Raw genomic sequence first — 17,466 nt, forward strand, 5'->3', positions numbered from 1 at the left:
TGGAAGGAGCGCCTTGAGTACAGCGCCGAACACCGCAAGCACCGCAGGGCCCGACAGCTTCGGCAGTCTCGCCCGCCTCGACCTCGGCGGCGAGACCTACCGGGTCCACCGCCTCGACGCCGTCCCCGGCTCCGAGCGGCTGCCCCTGAGCCACAAGATCCTGCTGGAGAACCTGCTGCGGCACGAAGACGGCCACACCGTCACCGCCGAGCACATCACGGCTCTGGTGCGCGGCGGTTCCGATGCCGCCCACGACGTCGTCGCCTTCTCCCCGTCGCGGGTGTTCCTGCACGACACCAACGGCGTGCCGGTGCTCACGGACCTGGCCGCGCTGCGCGACGCCGTCGCCGCGGCCGGCGGTGACCCGCGCAGCGTGCGCCCGCGCATCCCGAGCCACCTGACCGTGGACCACTCCGTGGCCACGGAGGTCTCGGGCCGGGCCGACGCCCTGCGCCGCAACGTCGAGATCGAGTACACCCGCAACGCCGAGCGCTACCGCTTCCTCAAGTGGGGCGAGACGCTCGACGGCGTGCACGTGGTGCCGCCCGGCACCGGGATCATGCACCAGATCAACCTCGAGTACCTCGCGAGCGTTGTGGAACGCCGCGACGGCTGGGCGTTCCCCGACACCTGCGCCGGCACCGACTCGCACACCACGATGGTCAACGCACTGGGCGTGCTGGCGTGGGGTGTCGGTGGTGTGGAGGCGGAGGTGGCGCTGCTGGGCCAGCCGTTGAGCATGCTGGTGCCGCCGGTGGTCGGCGTGGAGCTCACGGGTGAGCTCGGCCCCGGCGTCACCGCGACCGACCTCGTGCTCACTGTCGTGGAAACGCTGCGCGCGCACGGCGTGGTCGGGAAGTTCGTGGAGTTCACCGGCGATGCCGTGGCGCGGATCCCCCTCGCGCACCGCGCGACGATCTCCAACATGTGCCCCGAGTTCGGCGCCACGGCGGCGATGTTCCCCATCGACGGCGCGACGACCGGCTACCTGCGCCTCACCGGCCGCACGCCGGACCACGTCGCCGCGGTGGAGACCTACGCGAAGGAACAGGGCCTCTGGCACGATCCGGCCGCGAACCCGCGTTACGACGAGCGCCTGCGGATCGACCTCTCCACTGTGACGGCTTCCCTCGCCGGACCCCGGCGCCCCCAGGACCGCGTGCCGCTCTCCGCCGTACCGGCCAACGCCACGGCCGCAATCGAGCACGTACGCGCTTCGCGCGGTGAAGAACCGTCCTCCGAGGCCTCTGCCCAGCGAGATCGCGCCGGTGGTGGGGCGGACGGCATTGTCTCCATCGCCGCGATCACGTCCTGCACCAACACTTCCAACCCGCACGTGATGGTCGCCGCGGGCCTGCTCGCCCGCAACGCCCGCGCACGAGGCCTGACCGCCAAGCCGTGGGTGAAAACGAGCCTCGCCCCGGGATCGAAGACCGTCACCGAGTACCTGGCGCGCGCCGGGCTGACCGGACCACTCGACGAGCTGGGCTTCCAGCTCGTGGGCTACGGCTGCATGACGTGCATCGGCAACTCCGGCCCGCTGCTGCCCAGCGCCGCCGAAGCGGTGGCCGACCGCGGCGCCGTGGTGGCGTCCGTGCTGTCGGGCAACCGGAACTTCGACGGCCGCATCAACAACGACGTCTCCCTCAACTACCTCGCCTCTCCCCCGCTCGTCGTCGCCTACGCGCTGGCCGGTTCGGTCAAGCACGACCTGACGAGCGAGCCGCTGGGTGTCGACGCCGACGGCGAGCCCGTGCTGCTCGCGGACCTGTGGCCGGACGACGCCGAGATCGACGAGGTCGTGCGCGCGCATCTCACGCCCGAGCTGTTCCGTGAGGCCTACACCGACGTGTTCGGCGGCGACGAGCACTGGGCCGGCGTGCCGGCGTCCGACGGCCACCACTTCGCGTGGGAGCCGGACTCGACGTACCTGCGGCGCCCGCCGTTCCTCGACGAGGTGGCCGAAACCGTCGCCGCACCGGCCGACGTGACCGGCGCGCGCACCCTGTTGCTACTGGGCGACTCCGTGACCACCGACCACATCAGTCCTGCCGGCCGCATCCCCGCGGCGAGCAGCGCGGGCCGCTACCTCACCGCGCTGGGCGAGACCGACCTCAACACCTACGCCTCGCGCCGCGGCAACTTCGAGGTGATGGTGCGCGGCGGCTTCGCCAACCCGCGGCTGGCCAACTTGCTCGCCCCGGCCGCCGGCGGCGGCGTCACCCCCGACTTCACCCGTGACGGCGCGCTGGTGCCCATCCACGAGGCTGCCGAGTCCTACGCCGCCGCCGACGTGCCGCTCATCGTGATCGCCGGCCAGGAGTACGGCACCGGGTCCTCGCGCGACTGGGCGGCGAAGACGACCGCATTGCTGAAGGTGCGAGCCGTGCTGGCGCAGTCGTTCGAGCGGATCCACCGCGCCAACCTCGTGGCGCTCGGCGTGCTGCCGCTGCAGTTCCTCGACGGCGACAGCGCGGCCTCGCTCGGGCTCGACGGCACCGAGGAGTTCGACCTCGCCGGGATCGCCGGCGTCGTCGAGGATCCGGCGCGGCCGCTGACGGTGCGCGTCCGCCCGGCGAACCGGCCGGCGTTCGAGTTCTCCGTGCGCGCCCGCCTCGACACCCCGCGCGAAGCCACCTACTACGCCAACGGCGGCGTGCTGCCGTACGTCCACCGGCTGATCCTGCGAGGTGAGCTTGACTGATCCCGCGCCCGTCGTCGAACCGCTGCTGCTCGGCTACGGCCTCTCGTCCGACCAGGGCAGCATCGGGTTCTGCGGCGTCTACCTCGTGCAGACGCCGCGGCGGCGCATCCTGTTCGACTGCGGCCACGCGGGCCGCCGCCGTGCGCTGCACCGAGCGCTGGCGCGCCACGGGCTGGGCGTGCGCGACGTCGACACGCTGGTGCTCTCCCACGCGCACTACGACCACGTGCAAAACGCCGACCTCTTCACCCGCGCCGAGGTGTACCTGCACCGCGCCGAACGCGAGGCCGAGCCCGGCGACCCGGTCACTCCCCCGTGGACGGACGCGATCTTCGCCGGCTTGACCCTGCTGGACGGCCTCGACGGGGTCGAGCTGGCGCCCGGTGTCACGATCACCGGGCTACCCGGTCACACCGCGGGTTCGCTCGGCCTCACCGTCGAGACCGCCGAGGGCACGGCGCTGCTCACCGGCGACGCCGTGCCCTCGTCCCGGGCGCTGCGCGCCGGCCGCTGCACCACGGCGGCGGCGGGTGAGGAGGCGGCCGCCGCGTCGATCGAGCTCGTGCGGACCCGGGCCGACGTGGTGTACCCCGGCCACGACCGGCCGTTCACGATCGAGGCCGGGCTGCCCGGCCGGTACCTGTTCCCGCGCGTGGACCTCGAAGTGCTCGCGCACGACCCGCTGACCGACGACCCGCCCGCGCCGTCGGCGAGGCGTGGGTCTCCGCCGAAAGGAAGCTCCCCGGCATGACCACCGCCACCGGCATCTTCGCCGAGCCGGCACCGAAGTTCTCCACCGAGGGCCTGCACGCCGTGCTCGGCGAGCACTGGGCGCTCACCGACCCGGTCCTGGAGCCGCTCGACAGCGAACGCGACCTCAACGTGCTCGTCGACGGCCGGTTCGTGCTCAAGATCTCCAACCCCGCCGAGCAGGCCGACGTCATGGACATGGAGATCCGCGCGCTGGAGCACGTCCACGCCGCCGACCCCGAACTGCCGGTGCCGGCGACGGTCGCGACCACGACCGGCGAATCCTTCGCGCGCCCGCGTGACGACGCCGGACGTGAATGCCTCGTCCGGCTGATCACGCTGCTGCCCGGCTCACCGCTCGAAGGCGGCCCGCTCGACCCCGGCCTCGCCGCGCAGGTCGGGGCGGTCGCTGCGCGCGTTTCCGTGGCGCTGCAGGGGTTCTTCCACCCGTCGGCCGGCCGGACGCTGATGTGGGACATCCGGCGGATGCCGGAGGTCCTGGCGTCGGCCGGGATCGCGACCGGGCGGCTGGGTGAGCTGGCCAAGCGGGTCGCCCCCGCGCTGGCGGCCACCACCACGCTCCCTTCGGGGGTGCAGCACGCCGACGTGACCCTCACCAACGTGCTGGCCTCGCGCGCGAGCGTGACCGGCGTGATCGACTTCGGCGACATGCACCACACGGCCGCCGTCGCCGACCTGGCCGTGACGCTGACGTCCGTGCTGCGCCTCAGCGGCGGCGACGCGGACCGCTTGTGGCGCCTCACCGACGCGGTGCTGCGCGGCTACCAGCGCCACCGCTCGCTGTCCCCGGCCGAGGTGGCAGTGCTGGGTGAGCTCGTGATCGCGCGCCTGCTCACGACTCTCGCGGTGTCGGCTACCCGGCGCGGGCCGCACGCGGACAACCACCGCTACATCACCCAGTACGACACCAACAGCGAGCAGGCGCTGGAGCTGCTGTCGGCGCTGTCCGTGCGCGAGCTCGCCGACCGGCTGGCGCGGCTGGCCGGCACGCGGAACCTCACGGCCGCGATCTCGCCGGACAGCCTCCCGGCGCGGCGCGCGCAGGCCATGGGCGGCAAGCTCTCCCCGCTGTTCTACCGGCGGCCGCTGGAAGTCGTGCGCGGCGAGGGGCCGTGGCTCTACGCCCGCGACGGCGCGCAGTACCTCGACGCCTACAACAACGTCGCGGTCATCGGCCACACGCACCCCGCCGTGACACAGGCCGTGAGCCTGCAGCTGGCGCAGCTGAACACGCACTCGCGCTACCTGCACGCGGGAATCGTCGAGCTCTCCGAGCGCATCCTCGCGACCATGCCGGCAGCGCTCGACACGGTTCTGTTCACCACGTCCGGCACCGAGGCCAACGAGCTGGCGTGGCGCCTGGCCACCGAGTACACCGGTGCGGGCGCGGCCGTGATCGCGGAGCACGCGTACCACGGGGCGTCGAAGTGGATGGCGGACCTGAGCTCGAACGAGTGGCCCGCGGGCTACCGGCCCGCGCACGTCGCGACGTTCAAGGCACCCCACGGCCCGGCTCACGAGCTGACGGAAACCGTTGCGGCCGAACGGATCCGCCGGGCGGACGAGACTTTGCGCGCGGCGGGGGAACGCCCGGCGCTCGTCCTCGCGGACTCGCAGTTCACCTCCGAGGGCATCCTCGACGTGCCGGGCGGGTTCGTGGCCGGCCTGGTCGCGGGCGCCCACACGGCGGGCGCACTGTACCTCGCCGACGAGGTGCAGTCTGGCTACGGCCGCAGCGGCCCGCAGCTGTGGCGCTTCCTGCTCGCCGGCGTGACGCCCGACCTCGTGACGCTGGGCAAGCCGATGGGCGCGGGCTACCCGATCGGCGCCGTCGTGACCCGGCGCGAGATCGCCGACGCGCTCGCGGGCAGCTACGAGTACTTCTCCACCTTCGCCGCCACTCCGGCGGCCGCCGCGGCCGGCCACGCGGTGCTCGACGTCCTCAGCCTCACCGACTTGCCCGCCCGCGCCGCCGCGACGGGCACGTTGCTGCGGGAGGGTCTGCGGGCCCTGGCCGCCGAGGAACCGCTGCTGGGCGAGGTCCGCGGCACCGGACTGCTCGCGGGCGTCGACGTGGTGGGCTCCGGTGCGTCGACGTCTCGCGAGGTCACGCGCGCCCTGATCTCGGAGCTGGTCGGGCAAGGCGTGCTCGCCGGGTCCACCGGCCCGCGCGGTGACGTGCTGAAGGTGCGGCCCCCGCTGGTGTGGGAGGACCCGCACGTGAGCCAGTTCCTCGAACGGCTGCGGCGAGCACTCGCCCGACTGCGGGCCTGACAACGGAAACCGGCCGGGGGTCCGCCGTCGGTGCGGCAGACCCCCGGCCGGGGGTAACGGGACTACTTCCTGAGCTCGCCCCGGGCCGGCGGCAGGGTCGTCGGCCCGGAGTTGACGTTCGTGGCGTGGCCGACGGTGACGCCGGTGTCGTCGAAGGTCAGGTCGAGCCGGTCGACGAACGGCGATTCCAGGAAGTGCCACGTCAGGTGCAGTTCGTCGGCCGACCACCACTGCCCGGCGGCGAGGACGGCAGCCGCCGGGTCCTGGTAGGAGTGGTGCAGGCGCCACACGCTCACGCCGGTGTCCTGGCGCGTCCAGGTGCCCACACCGTGGTCGATCGGGTGCCGACCCAGCTCGTCTTCGACGACGAGGTGCACCGAGCCGTCGCGGACCTCGACCGCGAGCGACACGAGGCCTTGCTCGTTGGGCTCGAAATCGTACGTCGCCGTGAACCCGGCGCGCTGGACCGCGACGCCGACGGCTTCCGGCTCCTGGGCGCGGTCCACCCAGGCGGCCAGAGCGTCCACTTCGGACTGTTCGCGGGCCGGACTCTCGAACGCCGTGGTGAACGCGGAACGCAACATCCCCGGCAGGTCGTGGTAGCTGCCGTCGCCCATGGCTCCGGTGATCACGACGACCCCGTCGTGGCGCGGGAAAACCATGCATTCCTGGCCGAAAATGCCCGAGGCGCTGTAGATCCCGGCCTCGGTGGTCCAGAACTGGTAGCCGTACCCCTCGTCGGCGACCACGTCGGGCCCGGGCGGCACCAGCTCCTTGCCGTTCCACTCCCCGCTGATCGCGCGGCGCACGTGCAGCGCGGAAGCCTTCTGCACCCAGCCGGCCGGCAGGACGCGGGAGCCGTCCCACACGCCGTCCTGCAGGTGCAGCACGCCGAACTTCAGCAGGTCGCGCGGGCGCAGCGAAAGCCCGTTGCCCCCGCTGGACACGCCTTCGGGGTCACGTTCCCACGTGTAGTCCGTGATCCCCAGCGGATCGAACAGCCGTGGCCGCAGGTACTCGTCGACCGGCCCGCCCGAAACCTGCTGCACGATTGCCGACAGCACGTGGCTCGTGGTGCTGCTGTAGGTGAAGTTGCGCCCCGGCAGCTCGACCACGGGCTCCTCGAGGAACTCGTCGACCCAGCCCGTGCGCCGCAGCCGCGTGGTGGCACCCGAGAGGCCGCGCGCGTGACCCGTGCACATCGTCAGCAGGTCGCGCACGCGCATGCGGCCGAGGTTCTCGCTCGGCTCACCGGCCAGCCGGTCGGCGAAGAAGCCGACGACCGGATCGTCGAGCGAGAGCAGGCCCTCGGCCTCGGCGAAACCGACGGCCGCGGACGTGAAGCTCTTCGTGGCCGAGTGCACCTTGTGCCGCAGGCCGGGTTCGTGCGGCCACTGCCACAGGTCCAGCACGGTCCGCCCGTGGCGGTGCACGAGCAGGGAGTGCACGCGCATCCCGCGCTCGGCCATGGTCTGCAGCAGGGTGTGGACCGGGCCCGGGTCCAGCGCCGGTGCCGGGTCGTGGAAGGCGTTGCTCATGCTCACCGTTCTCGTGCGGAACTTACTACAGGACTTGCGAAAGGAACGACTTCAGCCGCGGCGTGCGCGGGTCGGTCAGCAGCTGCCGGGCCGGGCCTTCCTCGGCGATCACGCCGCTGTCCACGAACAGCACGCGGTCGGCGACCTCGCGGGCGAAGTTCATCTCGTGCGTCACCACCATCATCGTCATCCCGGACGACGCCGCAAGGTCGCGCATCACGTCGAGCACGCCCTTCACCAGCTCGGGGTCGAGCGCCGACGTCGCCTCGTCGAACAGCATGACGTCGGGCTCCATCGCGAGCGAACGCGCGATCGCCACGCGCTGCTGCTGCCCGCCGGACAGGTGCGAGGGCCGCGCGGACGCCAACGCCCGCAGACCGACCTTGTCCAGCTGCTGCAGCGCGCGTTCCCGCGCTTCCTCGCGTGACATCTTGCGCACGCGCCGCAGCGCGAGCGCGATGTTGTCCACCGCGCTCTTGTGCTGGAACAGGTTGAAGTGCTGGAACACCATGCCGGTGCGCGAGCGCACGGCGTTGAGGTCCACCTTCGGGTCGGTGATCGTCTGCCCATGCAGCCGGATCGTGCCCGAGGTGGGCGGGGACAGGAGGTTCACGCACCGCAGCAGCGTCGACTTGCCCGAGCCCGAGGCGCCGATGAGGCACACGGTCTCGCCACGCGCGACCGTCGCCGACACGCCCTTGAGCACCTCGACGAGGCCGAAGGACTTGCAGATGTCTACCAGCTCGATCGCGGGGACATCGGCCTTCGCCTCGTCCGGCGCCTGAGGAGACGTCGTGACCTGGTTCATCTTCACGCTCCCGCTTCGAATCCGGTGGCACCGACGGGGATCAGCGGCTGCGGTGTCGCGGCCGGGCCGCCACCGCCGCTCGCCGGACGGCGGCCTTCGCGCAGCCGCTTGTCGAACCAGTTCACCAGGTGCGTCAGCGGCACCGTGAACACGATGTAGACCAGGCCCGCGGCCACGAACGACGACGAGTTGTACGAAATGGACTGCGCCTGCTGCGCGATGAAGTACAGCTCGCGCTCACCGACGGCCAGACCGAGCAGGTACACCAGCGAACTCTCCTTCACGGCCACGATGAACTGGTTCGCCAGCGCCGGCAGCACGTTGCGGATGCCCTGGGGCACCACGACGAGCAGCTGCGTGCTCAGGTGGCTCATCCCGAGGCTGCGGCCCGCCTCGGCCTGGCCGGGCGGCACGCTCTGGATGCCCGAGCGAAAGATCTCCGCGATGTAGGCCGCGTTGATCAGCCCCACCGCGAGGATCGCGTAGCCCATCGGCGACTGGCCGAACAAGCGCACACCCGCCGACGGCAGCCCGATGCCGATGAGGCTCACCGTGACGATGGCGGGCAGGCCCCGGAACACGTCGACGTAGACGCGGGCCGGCATCCGCAGCCACCAGCGCGTGGAGATGAGCAGCATCGCCAGCAGCAGACCCACCACCAGCCCGAGGATCAGCGCGAGCGACGCGATGATCAGCGTGTTGCGCAGGCCCTCCCCGAGCAGCGAGGGCAGCACGGCGAGGATCTGGTGGATGTCGAAGAAGGAATGCAGGAAATCGCCCATGGGACCAGGTGTCCTTACCTCGGTTCGGCCGCGGACCGCTGGAGTGCGCGGACCCGGGCTCAGCGGGGTCGGCGCCGGTACCGGCCGGCAGTTCGTCTTATAGACTATAACTGTGACGTGGCGCTCACGGTAGCAGGTTCGACAAGATAGTCAACGACTGAAGTGTTCACTTCACCCGGCTCGCGAGCAGCCCGGCGAAGAAGTCCTGGACCACGGGGATCACCAGACTGCCCTGGTGGGCCACCCCGGGCACCACGTCGAACCGCACGGAGAGCCCGCTGCGCTCGAAGCTGTCGCGCAACGTCTCGATGCGTTCGATCCGCGTGCGACCGGTCTTCTCCACGCCGTCCATCCAGTTCGGACCACCGGCGTTGTTGATCTCCCACGTCTCCACGTCGGCGGAGCCGACCACCATCTGCACCGGCACGCGGCGCAGGGCGGCGAGGTCGAGCTCGATGCCGAACTTCTCGCGGAACCCGCCGGTGCCGAGCCACCACGGCAGTGAGTCGTCGAGCTGCGTGATGCGACCGGGCGCGCCGATCGAGACGCCGGCGAGGCGGTCGGGGTGGGCGTAGAAGAACCGGTGCGCGAACTGCCCGCCGCCGGAGAAACCGTGCAGGAAGAAGGTTTCGGTCTCGGTGTTGAACTCCTCGCCGACCTCTTCGACGATGTGCAGCAACTCCTCGTCGAAGCGGATTCCGTCGTACTCCAGGAACTTGAAGCTGTGGAGCTCGCGCCGCTTGCCGATGCCCGCCGGGAACAGCGGCGCGAGGATCACGCACCCGTGGCGGGTCGCGAAGTCCGCCCACCGGTTGCGGTAGAGCTCGGCCGAGCGGCCGGTGCCGTGCTGCACCACGACCAGCGGCAACGGGGCGGCGTCGGGCGTGTGGTCCTTCGGCACGAACAACCCGTAGGACAGGCGCTGGTCGTGACCGGAGGCGAAGAACGGGGTCGCGCCGACGAAGTGGGCTCCCTGGGAGTCGGGTTCGGTGGTGGTGGTCATGGCAGCCAGGAGCTCCTCGGGGTTGTGGTGGCGCGAGCGGTTCGCTACGCACCAGACGATATAGGCTATAGAGTAATGTTGAGGGCCGTGAAGACAGCTTTCGCCGGCGTGTGATGCGACAACTCCGGGCGGGCGGACCCACGATGCGGTCTCGTCCGGTGCGACAAGTTGCAGGCCGCAGGCGACAGCCTGCCCATCGAGCGGAGATAGACCCGATATCCTTGCGGTCCCCCATGCCCGCGGAGAGAGACAACCAGGCCGATGACCCACCCCCGCCCAGCCCTCACGAAGAACGCATACGTCTACGAGGAGCTGCGCCGGCGCATCCTGGCCGGCGAGCTGATCCAGGGCCAGTCCATCTCCCAGGAGCAACTCGCGGCGGAGCTCGGCGTGAGCACCACTCCCCTGCGCGAGGCGCTGCGGCGGCTCGACGCCGAGGGCCTCGTGACGATCGACGCGCACCGCGACGCGCGGGTGAGCCGGCTCAACGCCGAGGAGGCCCGCAGCCTCTTCGAGGTCCGCGAACGCCTCGATCCGCTGGCCACCAAGCTCGCCGCCACGCGCCGGACCGACGCCGACGTCGCGGCGATCGAGTCGGCGCTCAAGGACCTCGAGCCGCTGAGCACGTCCACCGGCTTCGACTCGCTGCTGGTGCACCGCGCGTTCCACCGCAGCGTCTACACGGCCTCGCACAACCCGCTGCTGATGACGCTGCTCGAAGGACTCTGGGACAAGGCCGACCGCTACCGGCTGATCGGCCTGCAGTCCAAACCGGACTCCCCGCAGGACCAGGAACGCGTGCGGCGCGAGCACATCGAGATCGCCCAAGCCGTGATCTCGGGTGATGCCCGCACGGCCGAACGGGCCATGAAGAAGCACGTGCTCGGCAGCCTCGGCCGCCGGGCGATCGCCGCGCTGGAGGCCTGAGCGCGCTCACAGCAGCGCCAGGGGGTTGGCCGGCGAACCCGTTCCGCCCTCGACCACGAGCGGCGCCACCACGAAGAGGAACTCGTGACGACCTTCCTCGGCACACACGGCGGCCAGTGGTTCGAGGGCGCAGTTGTCCACCACGGCCAGCCCGTAGGCGAAGATCGCGCCGTGCACGGTCCACGGCACTCCCCCGTCGTTCGGGGCGCGGTCGAGCATGTCCCACCCCAGCGCGGCGCAGTCGTGGTCGCGCAGGAACGTCAGGCAGGAGGCGTGCAGGCCCGGCCGGCTCGCCTCGGTGCCCCACGGCGGGTTCTCGCGGTCCCACGCGTCGCGTCCGCAGTGGACGATCACCGCGTCGCCGGGACCGACGGTGACGCCTTGCGCCTCGGCGATCTCCTCGAGCTCGGCTCCGTGCACCGGACGGTCGAGGGTCACGTACGGCTCGCCGCGGAAGGCCGGCACGTCGAGCAGGACCCCGCGCGTGACGATGCCCTCGCGCCAGTGGTCCACCGAACCCCAGCGGCTGCCGCGCGAGGTGAGCTCCACGTCGGGGTCGCGGCCCTGCCACAGGCCGCGCTCGTCCCAGACGTGGCAGAGCGCGTCGACGTGGGTGGAGGCGATGCCGTGGTACTCGATGCCGTAGTAGTCACCGGAGATCCCGCCGGTGCCGCGGGGTGTTTTGGTCGTGTAGTGCGAGGCCGGGCGCGGGTTGTCCACGTCGGGGCGGGTCGGGAAGGGCCGGCTGAGCGACACCGTGCGGCCCGTGCGCACGAGCCGCGCGGCTTCGGCGCGCTTGGCGGCGGTGATCAGGTTGACGGCGCCGACCTGGTCGTCGGCGCCCCAGCGGCCCCAGTTGCTGCGGCCGTGGAGCTGCTCCTCCACCTCGGCGCGGGTCCAGTCACGCGCCACCGCTCCACCTCTTCCGGCTCGCCTCCCAATGTTGGTATTTTCTAAGCGACAAGTACCAAATTGTCAACCGCGGAAAGGCGGCGACGAGTGAAGAAGATCGTCCTGTTCGGCGACAGCATGCTGGGCCGGTTCACCAAGCCGCGCATCGACCAGCTCGAGGCCGAAGCCGGCGACGTGCTCGTCTTCAACTGCGCGGCGGGCGGCTGGAAGAGCGACGACGGGGCGCGCCGCGCGGCCACGATCGCCAAGACCGAGCCCGATGTCGTGGTGTTGTCCTTCGGCGCCAACGACTGCGCACCGGACCGGCTGGTGGAGCTCGACGCGTACACCCAGAACATGCGCGCGATCGCCGACACCTTCGCCCCGGCCACGCTGATCGGGTTCCTGCCGCCCTCGATCGAGGAGATCGACGGCGTCGGCAAACGCGGGCGCACGAACGCCGTGCTCGACACCTACCGGCAAGTGCTGCGCGACGTCGTCTCGGCCGCGAACTCGGTGGACACCGACGCCGCAGTGGCGCCGCTCGTCGCCGCCGGCGAGCCGGTGCACGAGGACGGTCTGCACCTCACCGGAGACGCCTACCGGCTCGTGATCTCGGCGCTCGCCGAGCGGATCTCGGCCGTCGGCACCGCCTCTGACCTGCACTGATCTTCCGGGAAGCACCGCACTGAAGCCGGAACTACAAGTCGTTGACGTGCTGAAGTTCTACAGCCTATAGTTCCGCTCCACCGTGAGCGCTCCCACTTCCCCCCACTCCATCTCTCACCCTCCCCCTCCCGGTCTGGCGAAGGAGACCCATGAACCGACTTCCCCTGCGACGCGCGCTCGGCGCGCTCGGCCTCGCCGCACTCACCGCCGCCTCCGTCACCGCGTGCGGCGGGGGCGACTCCGCGGCCGGCGGCGACGACTTCGGCCTCATCCAGGCGGGCACCATCACGGCGGCGGTGACGGCGGGCGACTACCCCTTCGTCTCTCCCGACGCCAGCGGCAAGCCCGTCGGCCTGCTCGTGGACCTGAACAACCTCATCGCCGACCGGATGCACCTCAAGATCGTCTACAAGACCACCACCGTCGCCGCCGGGCTGCCCGGCCTCACCAGTGGCCAGTACGACCTGATGTCGGTGGGCCTGGTCGCGAGTGACGAACGCAAGAAGAGCGTGGCCTTCACGAAGGCGATCTTCTGGGGTCAGAACGTAGTCGTGGTGCCCGCGAGCTCGCCCGTGAAGTCCATTCCGGACTTGACGGGCAAACGAGTCGGCGCCGGCGCGAACAGCACCCAGGAAGACTTCGCGAAGAAGAAGCTCACGAACGCGCAGCTGGTGTCCGAGGCCACCGACGGCGCGGGCGTGAACCAGCTGCTGGCGGGCAACCTCGACGCCATGGTGCTCGGCTCGACGCACGTCGGCCAGATCTTCAAGGAGCACCCCGGGAAGCTGAAGGTCGCGCTGACCTCACCGCAGGAGCAGCCCGGCGCGGAGGCGGTCAACAAGAAGCTGACCAAGTTCCTCGACGCCTACAACGAGCAGCTGACCGCCCTCGCCAACGACGGGACGTTCCTGAAGCTCTACCAGAAGTACTTCCCAGACCTGCCGTACCCGACGCAGATGTACCAGTTCTGGCCGTCGATCCAGCAGCAGATCGAGAAGCAGGGCAAGCCGACCCCATAGCCGGACGAGACTCGCTGCCCCGTCGCGTGTTCCTGGGCACGCGGTGGGGCGGGCAAGGGGTTTCCTGCCCACGCCGGGCAGGAAACCCCTTGTCGTTTCCGGTGTCGGGCGGCGGGTGTCAGGGCCGCCCGGTCAGCAGGTGACGGACACCTTGGCCCCGGACTCGAACGACACGTGCACGTGGTCGAAGTGGTTCGCGGTGGGACTGCCGCGATCCTCCATCGCTTTCCACCCGCTGCCGGTGTTGATGCGCTGGCGCCAGATCACGTACGTCACGCCGAACTGACCCTGGTGGGCCAGCACGTACGCGGCGAGCGCGTTGCCGGTCGTGGTGTCGACCATGAAGTCGAGCGCGAGACCGGCGGGGTGGTCACTCGTGCCCGCCCGGCCGGCGCGGCCGCCGACGGAGCCGACCTTGAACTTCGTGAGGATGTGGTTGCCCACCTGGGCCGCGTTGGGTTGCGCACCGGCCAGAGTGGACGAACACGCCTTACTGGCGGACAAGGTGTTCTTGGCCGTGGGCGGGGGCTTCGGCGTGGTCTTGGCGACCGGCTTCTTCGTCGTCGGCTTCGGGGGCGTGGCCGACGTCGAGCTGCTGGGAGCCGACGTGCTCGGGGTGGGGCTGGTCGTCGTGGGTGTCGTGCTGCTCGGCATGGGGGCCGCGGACAGCGAGGCGCTCGGGGAGGGCCTGGGTGCGCTGAGGGCGAGGCGGTCGGCGGCGGAGACCTGCCCGCCGCCCGGGGTACCGCCCGTCAGCCACACGAGGGCGACCAACGCGAGGGCGGCAAGCGTGCCGACCCCGACGGGCAGGCGCCACGACAGCGACCGGTAGCGATGTCTTCCGGACATCTTGGTGCACCATTTTCTTAGCTCGGGGAAGCGCGCCGCGAATTCGGGGGAGGCGGCGCACGCAAAGCGGCCTCGACATTACGAATCGGACACGGGAATGTCACTTCCGAGTGATTGTCCGCACAGATCAACAGTGATCGATGCAGGTCAGCAGCGGTGTCAGCTTTCCGGCTAACCGCCATTGACACGGCCGTGGCAGCCATTCCAGGCGGCTGTGGTCACGGCGCGCGAGCCCGTCGTCGCGTATTCCGGCGACGCGTTTCCCCGATCGCCGGTGCACGAGCGAGCGGCGCTGACGCGCCTTCGGAACCGATACCGAAGAGCCAACCCGGTTGACGAACCGCCGTTTTGGATCCAAACTCTCCGGGATTCCGACCCAACCCCTGGAGGCGGCATGACGTTCTCGTTCCTCAGTCACCTGGAGTGCTCCCGGACCGGCGACCGGTACGAGGCGGACCAGGTGGCCGGCACGTCGGCCGCGGGAGCGCCGCTGCTCGCGCGGTATGACCTGGAGCGGGTGCGGGAAACGGTGACACGCGAGGACATCGCGGCCCGCGAGCCCAGCCTGTGGCGCTACCACGAGGTGCTTCCGGTGCGTTCGCGCGACAACATCGTGAGCCTGGGCGAAGGCCTGACTCCCCTGCTGCCGTTGCCGAACCAGGGCAAGCAGTCCGGCGTACCGAAGCTGCTCATGAAGGACGAGGGCCTGGTGCCCACCGGGTCGTTCAAGGCGCGCGGCGCCGCGGTGGGCGTGTCGCGCGCGGCCGAGCTCGGCGTGCGCGGCGTCGCGATGCCGACCAACGGCAACGCCGGCGCGGCCTGGGCGCTCTATGCGGCCCGCGCCGGGATGGACAGTCTCATCGCGATGCCCGACGACGCCCCCGCCATCACCATGAAGGAGTGCCTCGCCGCCGGCGCCGAGCTGTACCGCGTGGACGGCCTGATCGGTGACGCGGGCAAGCTCGTCGGCGCTGCCGTGGCCGAACGCCAGGGATACCAGGACGTGTCCACCCTCAAGGAGCCCTACCGGCTCGAGGGCAAGAAGACGATGGGCTACGAGATCGTCGAGCAGCTCGGGTGGCGGGTGCCGGACGTGATCCTCTACCCGACCGGTGGCGGCGTCGGCATCATCGGCATCTACAAGGCGCTGCTGGAGATGCGGGAGCTGGGCTGGATCTCCGGCGACCTGCCGCGCCTGGTCGCCGTGCAGGCCACCGGCTGCGCGCCGATCGTCGAGGCGTTCAAGTCCGGGGCGAGGGAAAGCACCCTGTTCCCCGACGCGCGCACCGTCGCGTTCGGCATCACCGTGCCGAAGGCGCTGGGCGACTTCCTCGTGCTGGACGCCGTCCGGGCCACCGAGGGCACCGCGATCGCGGTGACCGACGACGAACTGCTGGCCGCGCAACGGCGGCTGGCCGCACTCGAGGGCGCCTTCATCTGCCCCGAGGGCGCGGCCTGCTTCGCGGCGCTGGACCAGCTGCGCGAATCCGGCTGGGTGAGCGAGGAAGACGAGGTCGTGGTCCTCAACACCGGCGCCGGCATCAAGTACCCCGAGACCGTGGAGGTCGACGCGCCGCTGCTGGCGAAGACCGACGCGATCCCCGCCCGGGGCGTGTTGCGCGCGCGTTAATCCTTCGCGCGAGTCTTCGCGGCACCGATTGGATCTGATCTGATGTCCCCACCTCAGCAGCCGATCTGACAGGACCGAGCCCATGAACCGACGACGTTTCCGTGCGGCGCTCCTCCTGGCCACCGCCCTCGCCCTGGGCGCCGCCTCGTGCGGCATCCAGCCGGCGAGCGCGGGCCGTGGCCCCGGCACGATCACGATCGACACCGCCAACTACCCGTCCACACTGGACCCCGGCAAGCAGTACGACACCGACACGTACTCGGTGTACCGCAACATCTTCGACCAGCTGCTACGCCGGAACCCGAAGACGAACGCGGTCGTGCCCTGGCTCGCCACGAAGTGGCAGCAGACCGATCCGCTCACCTGGCGCTTCACCATGCGCCCCGGCGTGACCTTCAGCGACGGCAGCCCGCTCACCGCCGAAGACGCCGCCTACTCCATCAGCCGGATCCTGGACAAGAAGTTCGGCAGCCAGCAGTACGCGAACTTCTCGGTGATCGACAAGGCCACGGCCGACGGCGGCGACCTCGTGGTGCACACGTCGGTCCCCTCCCCCACACTGCTGAGCTACCTGACCACGCTCTCGGTGGTGCCGAAGGCCTACGTGCAGCGCGTCGGGGACAAGCAGTTCGCCGTGAAACCGATCGGGTCCGGCCCGTTCGTCCTCCAGTCGGCGACGGCGGGGTCCGAGGTCGTGCTCACGGCCAACCCGAAGTGGTGGGGGCCGCCCACGCAGATCCGCACGGCCGTGTTCCGCGCGGTGCCCAATGTGGCCAGCCGCGTGGCCGACCTGCAGTCACGCAAGGTCGACCTCGCGACCACGCTCACCCCGGACGCCGCGGACCAGATCCGCCGCGACCCGACGCTGGCGATCCTGTCCACGCCCACTGAACGCGTTGCCTACCTCGCCTACAACACGATCAAGGGCGGCGCCACGAACGATCCCCGGGTGCGCAAGGCCATCGCCGAGGCGATCGACTACGACGCGCTGATCAAGAACCTCCAGCGCGGTTACGCCAAGCCGATCAACTCGATGGCCACGCCGCTCGCATTCGGCTACGACAAGTCGTTGCCGGACAACCACCACGATCCCGAGGACGCCAAAAAGCTGCTGCAGCAAGCGCGCGCGGTCGGCGCGAAGCTCGTGATGGCGACCTCGCCGTCGTTCGACCCGCAGGTGGTTCAGGCGATCCAGGGTGACCTGGCGGCCGTCGGGCTGCAGGTGGAGATCCAGAACAGCGACCAGGCGACGTACCTGAAGAAGGTGCAGGACCCGGCGCACGAGTGGCTCGATCCGCTTCGGCAAGTGGTCGTGCTCGTGCCTCGACTCCGACGGCGTGATCTACCCGCTGTTCCACACCGGCGAGATCTGGAGCTCCTACAGCAACCCCGACTTCGACAAGATCGTGGAACAGGCGCGCGAGACGATCGACCCCGCGCCGCGGACCAAGTTGTACTCGCAGGCGTTCGAGCTGCTCAACCGTGACCTGCCGGGCATCGGCCTGTTCCAGGCGTACGCGGTGTACGGCGCCAACTCGCGTCTGCAGTGGACTCCCGACGCGTCCGAAAGCCTGTTCCTCGACCGGATGAAGGTGAGCTGA

The 17,466-nt window shown here is 70.5% G+C and carries 15 protein-coding genes; 9 read left to right on the top strand and 6 right to left on the bottom strand.

The genetic code is table 11. The features are described 5' to 3' along the window. Nucleotides 1–13 precede the first annotated feature (13 nt). From acnA to AB0F91_RS07565, 3 genes are read left to right on the top strand one after another with little or no spacing between them, the layout of a single operon-like run. Nucleotides 14–2,704 carry an aconitate hydratase AcnA gene (acnA, locus tag AB0F91_RS07555; RefSeq protein WP_360595663.1) on the top strand — a complete coding sequence of 897 codons (2,691 nt, stop codon included), beginning with the start codon at nucleotides 14–16 and terminating at the stop codon, nucleotides 2,702–2,704. Next, nucleotides 2,697–3,455, top strand: coding sequence for an MBL fold metallo-hydrolase (locus AB0F91_RS07560; RefSeq protein ID WP_360595665.1), 759 nt, complete (start codon nucleotides 2,697–2,699; stop codon nucleotides 3,453–3,455). Before acnA ends, AB0F91_RS07560 begins: the two co-directional genes overlap by 8 nt. Then, nucleotides 3,452–5,749 carry an aminotransferase class III-fold pyridoxal phosphate-dependent enzyme gene (locus tag AB0F91_RS07565; RefSeq protein ID WP_360595666.1) on the top strand — a complete coding sequence of 766 codons (2,298 nt, stop codon included), beginning with the start codon at nucleotides 3,452–3,454 and terminating at the stop codon, nucleotides 5,747–5,749. The genes AB0F91_RS07560 and AB0F91_RS07565 overlap by 4 nt, the downstream gene beginning before the upstream one ends. A 62-nt stretch (nucleotides 5,750–5,811) precedes the next feature. Here the strand turns inward: AB0F91_RS07565 and AB0F91_RS07570 are convergent, their stop codons facing one another. The 4 genes from AB0F91_RS07570 to AB0F91_RS07585 all read right to left on the bottom strand — a co-directional run bounded on the left by AB0F91_RS07570 (nucleotide 5,812) and on the right by AB0F91_RS07585 (nucleotide 9,880). Further along, a complete protein-coding gene (locus AB0F91_RS07570) occupies nucleotides 5,812–7,287 on the bottom strand; it encodes a serine hydrolase (RefSeq protein WP_360595667.1) in 1,476 nt (491 codons plus the stop codon). Between the two features lie 25 nt (nucleotides 7,288–7,312). Further along, nucleotides 7,313–8,095 (bottom strand): amino acid ABC transporter ATP-binding protein, encoded by a 783-nt coding sequence (locus AB0F91_RS07575; protein ID WP_360595669.1) that lies wholly within the window; start codon nucleotides 8,093–8,095, stop codon nucleotides 7,313–7,315. A gap of 2 nt (nucleotides 8,096–8,097) precedes the next feature. Then, a complete protein-coding gene (locus AB0F91_RS07580) occupies nucleotides 8,098–8,877 on the bottom strand; it encodes an amino acid ABC transporter permease (RefSeq protein ID WP_360595670.1) in 780 nt (259 codons plus the stop codon). A 166-nt stretch (nucleotides 8,878–9,043) separates the two neighbouring features. After that, nucleotides 9,044–9,880, bottom strand: a complete 837-nt coding sequence (locus AB0F91_RS07585; RefSeq protein ID WP_360595672.1) for a PHB depolymerase family esterase — start codon at nucleotides 9,878–9,880, stop codon at nucleotides 9,044–9,046. A 261-nt stretch (nucleotides 9,881–10,141) separates the two neighbouring features. Here AB0F91_RS07585 and AB0F91_RS07590 point away from each other — a divergent pair, with 261 nt between their 5' ends. Beyond that, nucleotides 10,142–10,807, top strand: coding sequence for a GntR family transcriptional regulator (locus tag AB0F91_RS07590; protein WP_360595674.1), 666 nt, complete (start codon nucleotides 10,142–10,144; stop codon nucleotides 10,805–10,807). 6 nt (nucleotides 10,808–10,813) lie between these two features. Here the strand turns inward: AB0F91_RS07590 and AB0F91_RS07595 are convergent, their stop codons facing one another. After that, entirely contained in the window at nucleotides 10,814–11,719 is a 906-nt protein-coding gene (locus AB0F91_RS07595; protein ID WP_360595676.1) for a cyclase family protein, read from the bottom strand. A gap of 87 nt (nucleotides 11,720–11,806) precedes the next feature. Here AB0F91_RS07595 and AB0F91_RS07600 point away from each other — a divergent pair, with 87 nt between their 5' ends. Both AB0F91_RS07600 and AB0F91_RS07605 read left to right on the top strand, forming a co-directional pair. After that, the gene (locus tag AB0F91_RS07600) at nucleotides 11,807–12,367 is read left to right on the top strand and encodes a GDSL-type esterase/lipase family protein (RefSeq protein ID WP_360595678.1); all 561 of its coding nucleotides are present in this window, start codon (nucleotides 11,807–11,809) and stop codon (nucleotides 12,365–12,367) included. Nucleotides 12,368–12,516: 149 nt separating this feature from the next. Then, complete coding sequence (locus AB0F91_RS07605) at nucleotides 12,517–13,386, top strand: ABC transporter substrate-binding protein (RefSeq protein ID WP_360595679.1); 870 nt, start codon at nucleotides 12,517–12,519, stop codon at nucleotides 13,384–13,386. Nucleotides 13,387–13,518: 132 nt separating this feature from the next. Here the strand turns inward: AB0F91_RS07605 and AB0F91_RS07610 are convergent, their stop codons facing one another. After that, entirely contained in the window at nucleotides 13,519–14,235 is a 717-nt protein-coding gene (locus AB0F91_RS07610) for a hypothetical protein (RefSeq protein WP_360595681.1), read from the bottom strand. 394 nt (nucleotides 14,236–14,629) lie between these two features. Here AB0F91_RS07610 and AB0F91_RS07615 point away from each other — a divergent pair, with 394 nt between their 5' ends. The 3 genes from AB0F91_RS07615 to AB0F91_RS07625 all read left to right on the top strand — a co-directional run bounded on the left by AB0F91_RS07615 (nucleotide 14,630) and on the right by AB0F91_RS07625 (nucleotide 17,466). After that, nucleotides 14,630–15,865: a threonine synthase gene (locus AB0F91_RS07615; RefSeq protein WP_360595682.1), complete on the top strand. Its 1,236-nt coding sequence runs from the start codon at nucleotides 14,630–14,632 to the stop codon at nucleotides 15,863–15,865. Nucleotides 15,866–15,947: 82 nt separating this feature from the next. Further along, nucleotides 15,948–17,351, top strand: a complete 1,404-nt coding sequence (locus tag AB0F91_RS07620) for an ABC transporter substrate-binding protein (RefSeq protein WP_360595684.1) — start codon at nucleotides 15,948–15,950, stop codon at nucleotides 17,349–17,351. Continuing rightward, nucleotides 17,317–17,466, top strand: a complete 150-nt coding sequence (locus AB0F91_RS07625) for a hypothetical protein (RefSeq protein WP_360595686.1) — start codon at nucleotides 17,317–17,319, stop codon at nucleotides 17,464–17,466. The genes AB0F91_RS07620 and AB0F91_RS07625 overlap by 35 nt, the downstream gene beginning before the upstream one ends.

Origin of the sequence: Amycolatopsis sp. NPDC023774 (assembly GCF_040639695.1) — a bacterium.
Lineage (GTDB): Bacteria > Actinomycetota > Actinomycetes > Mycobacteriales > Pseudonocardiaceae > Amycolatopsis.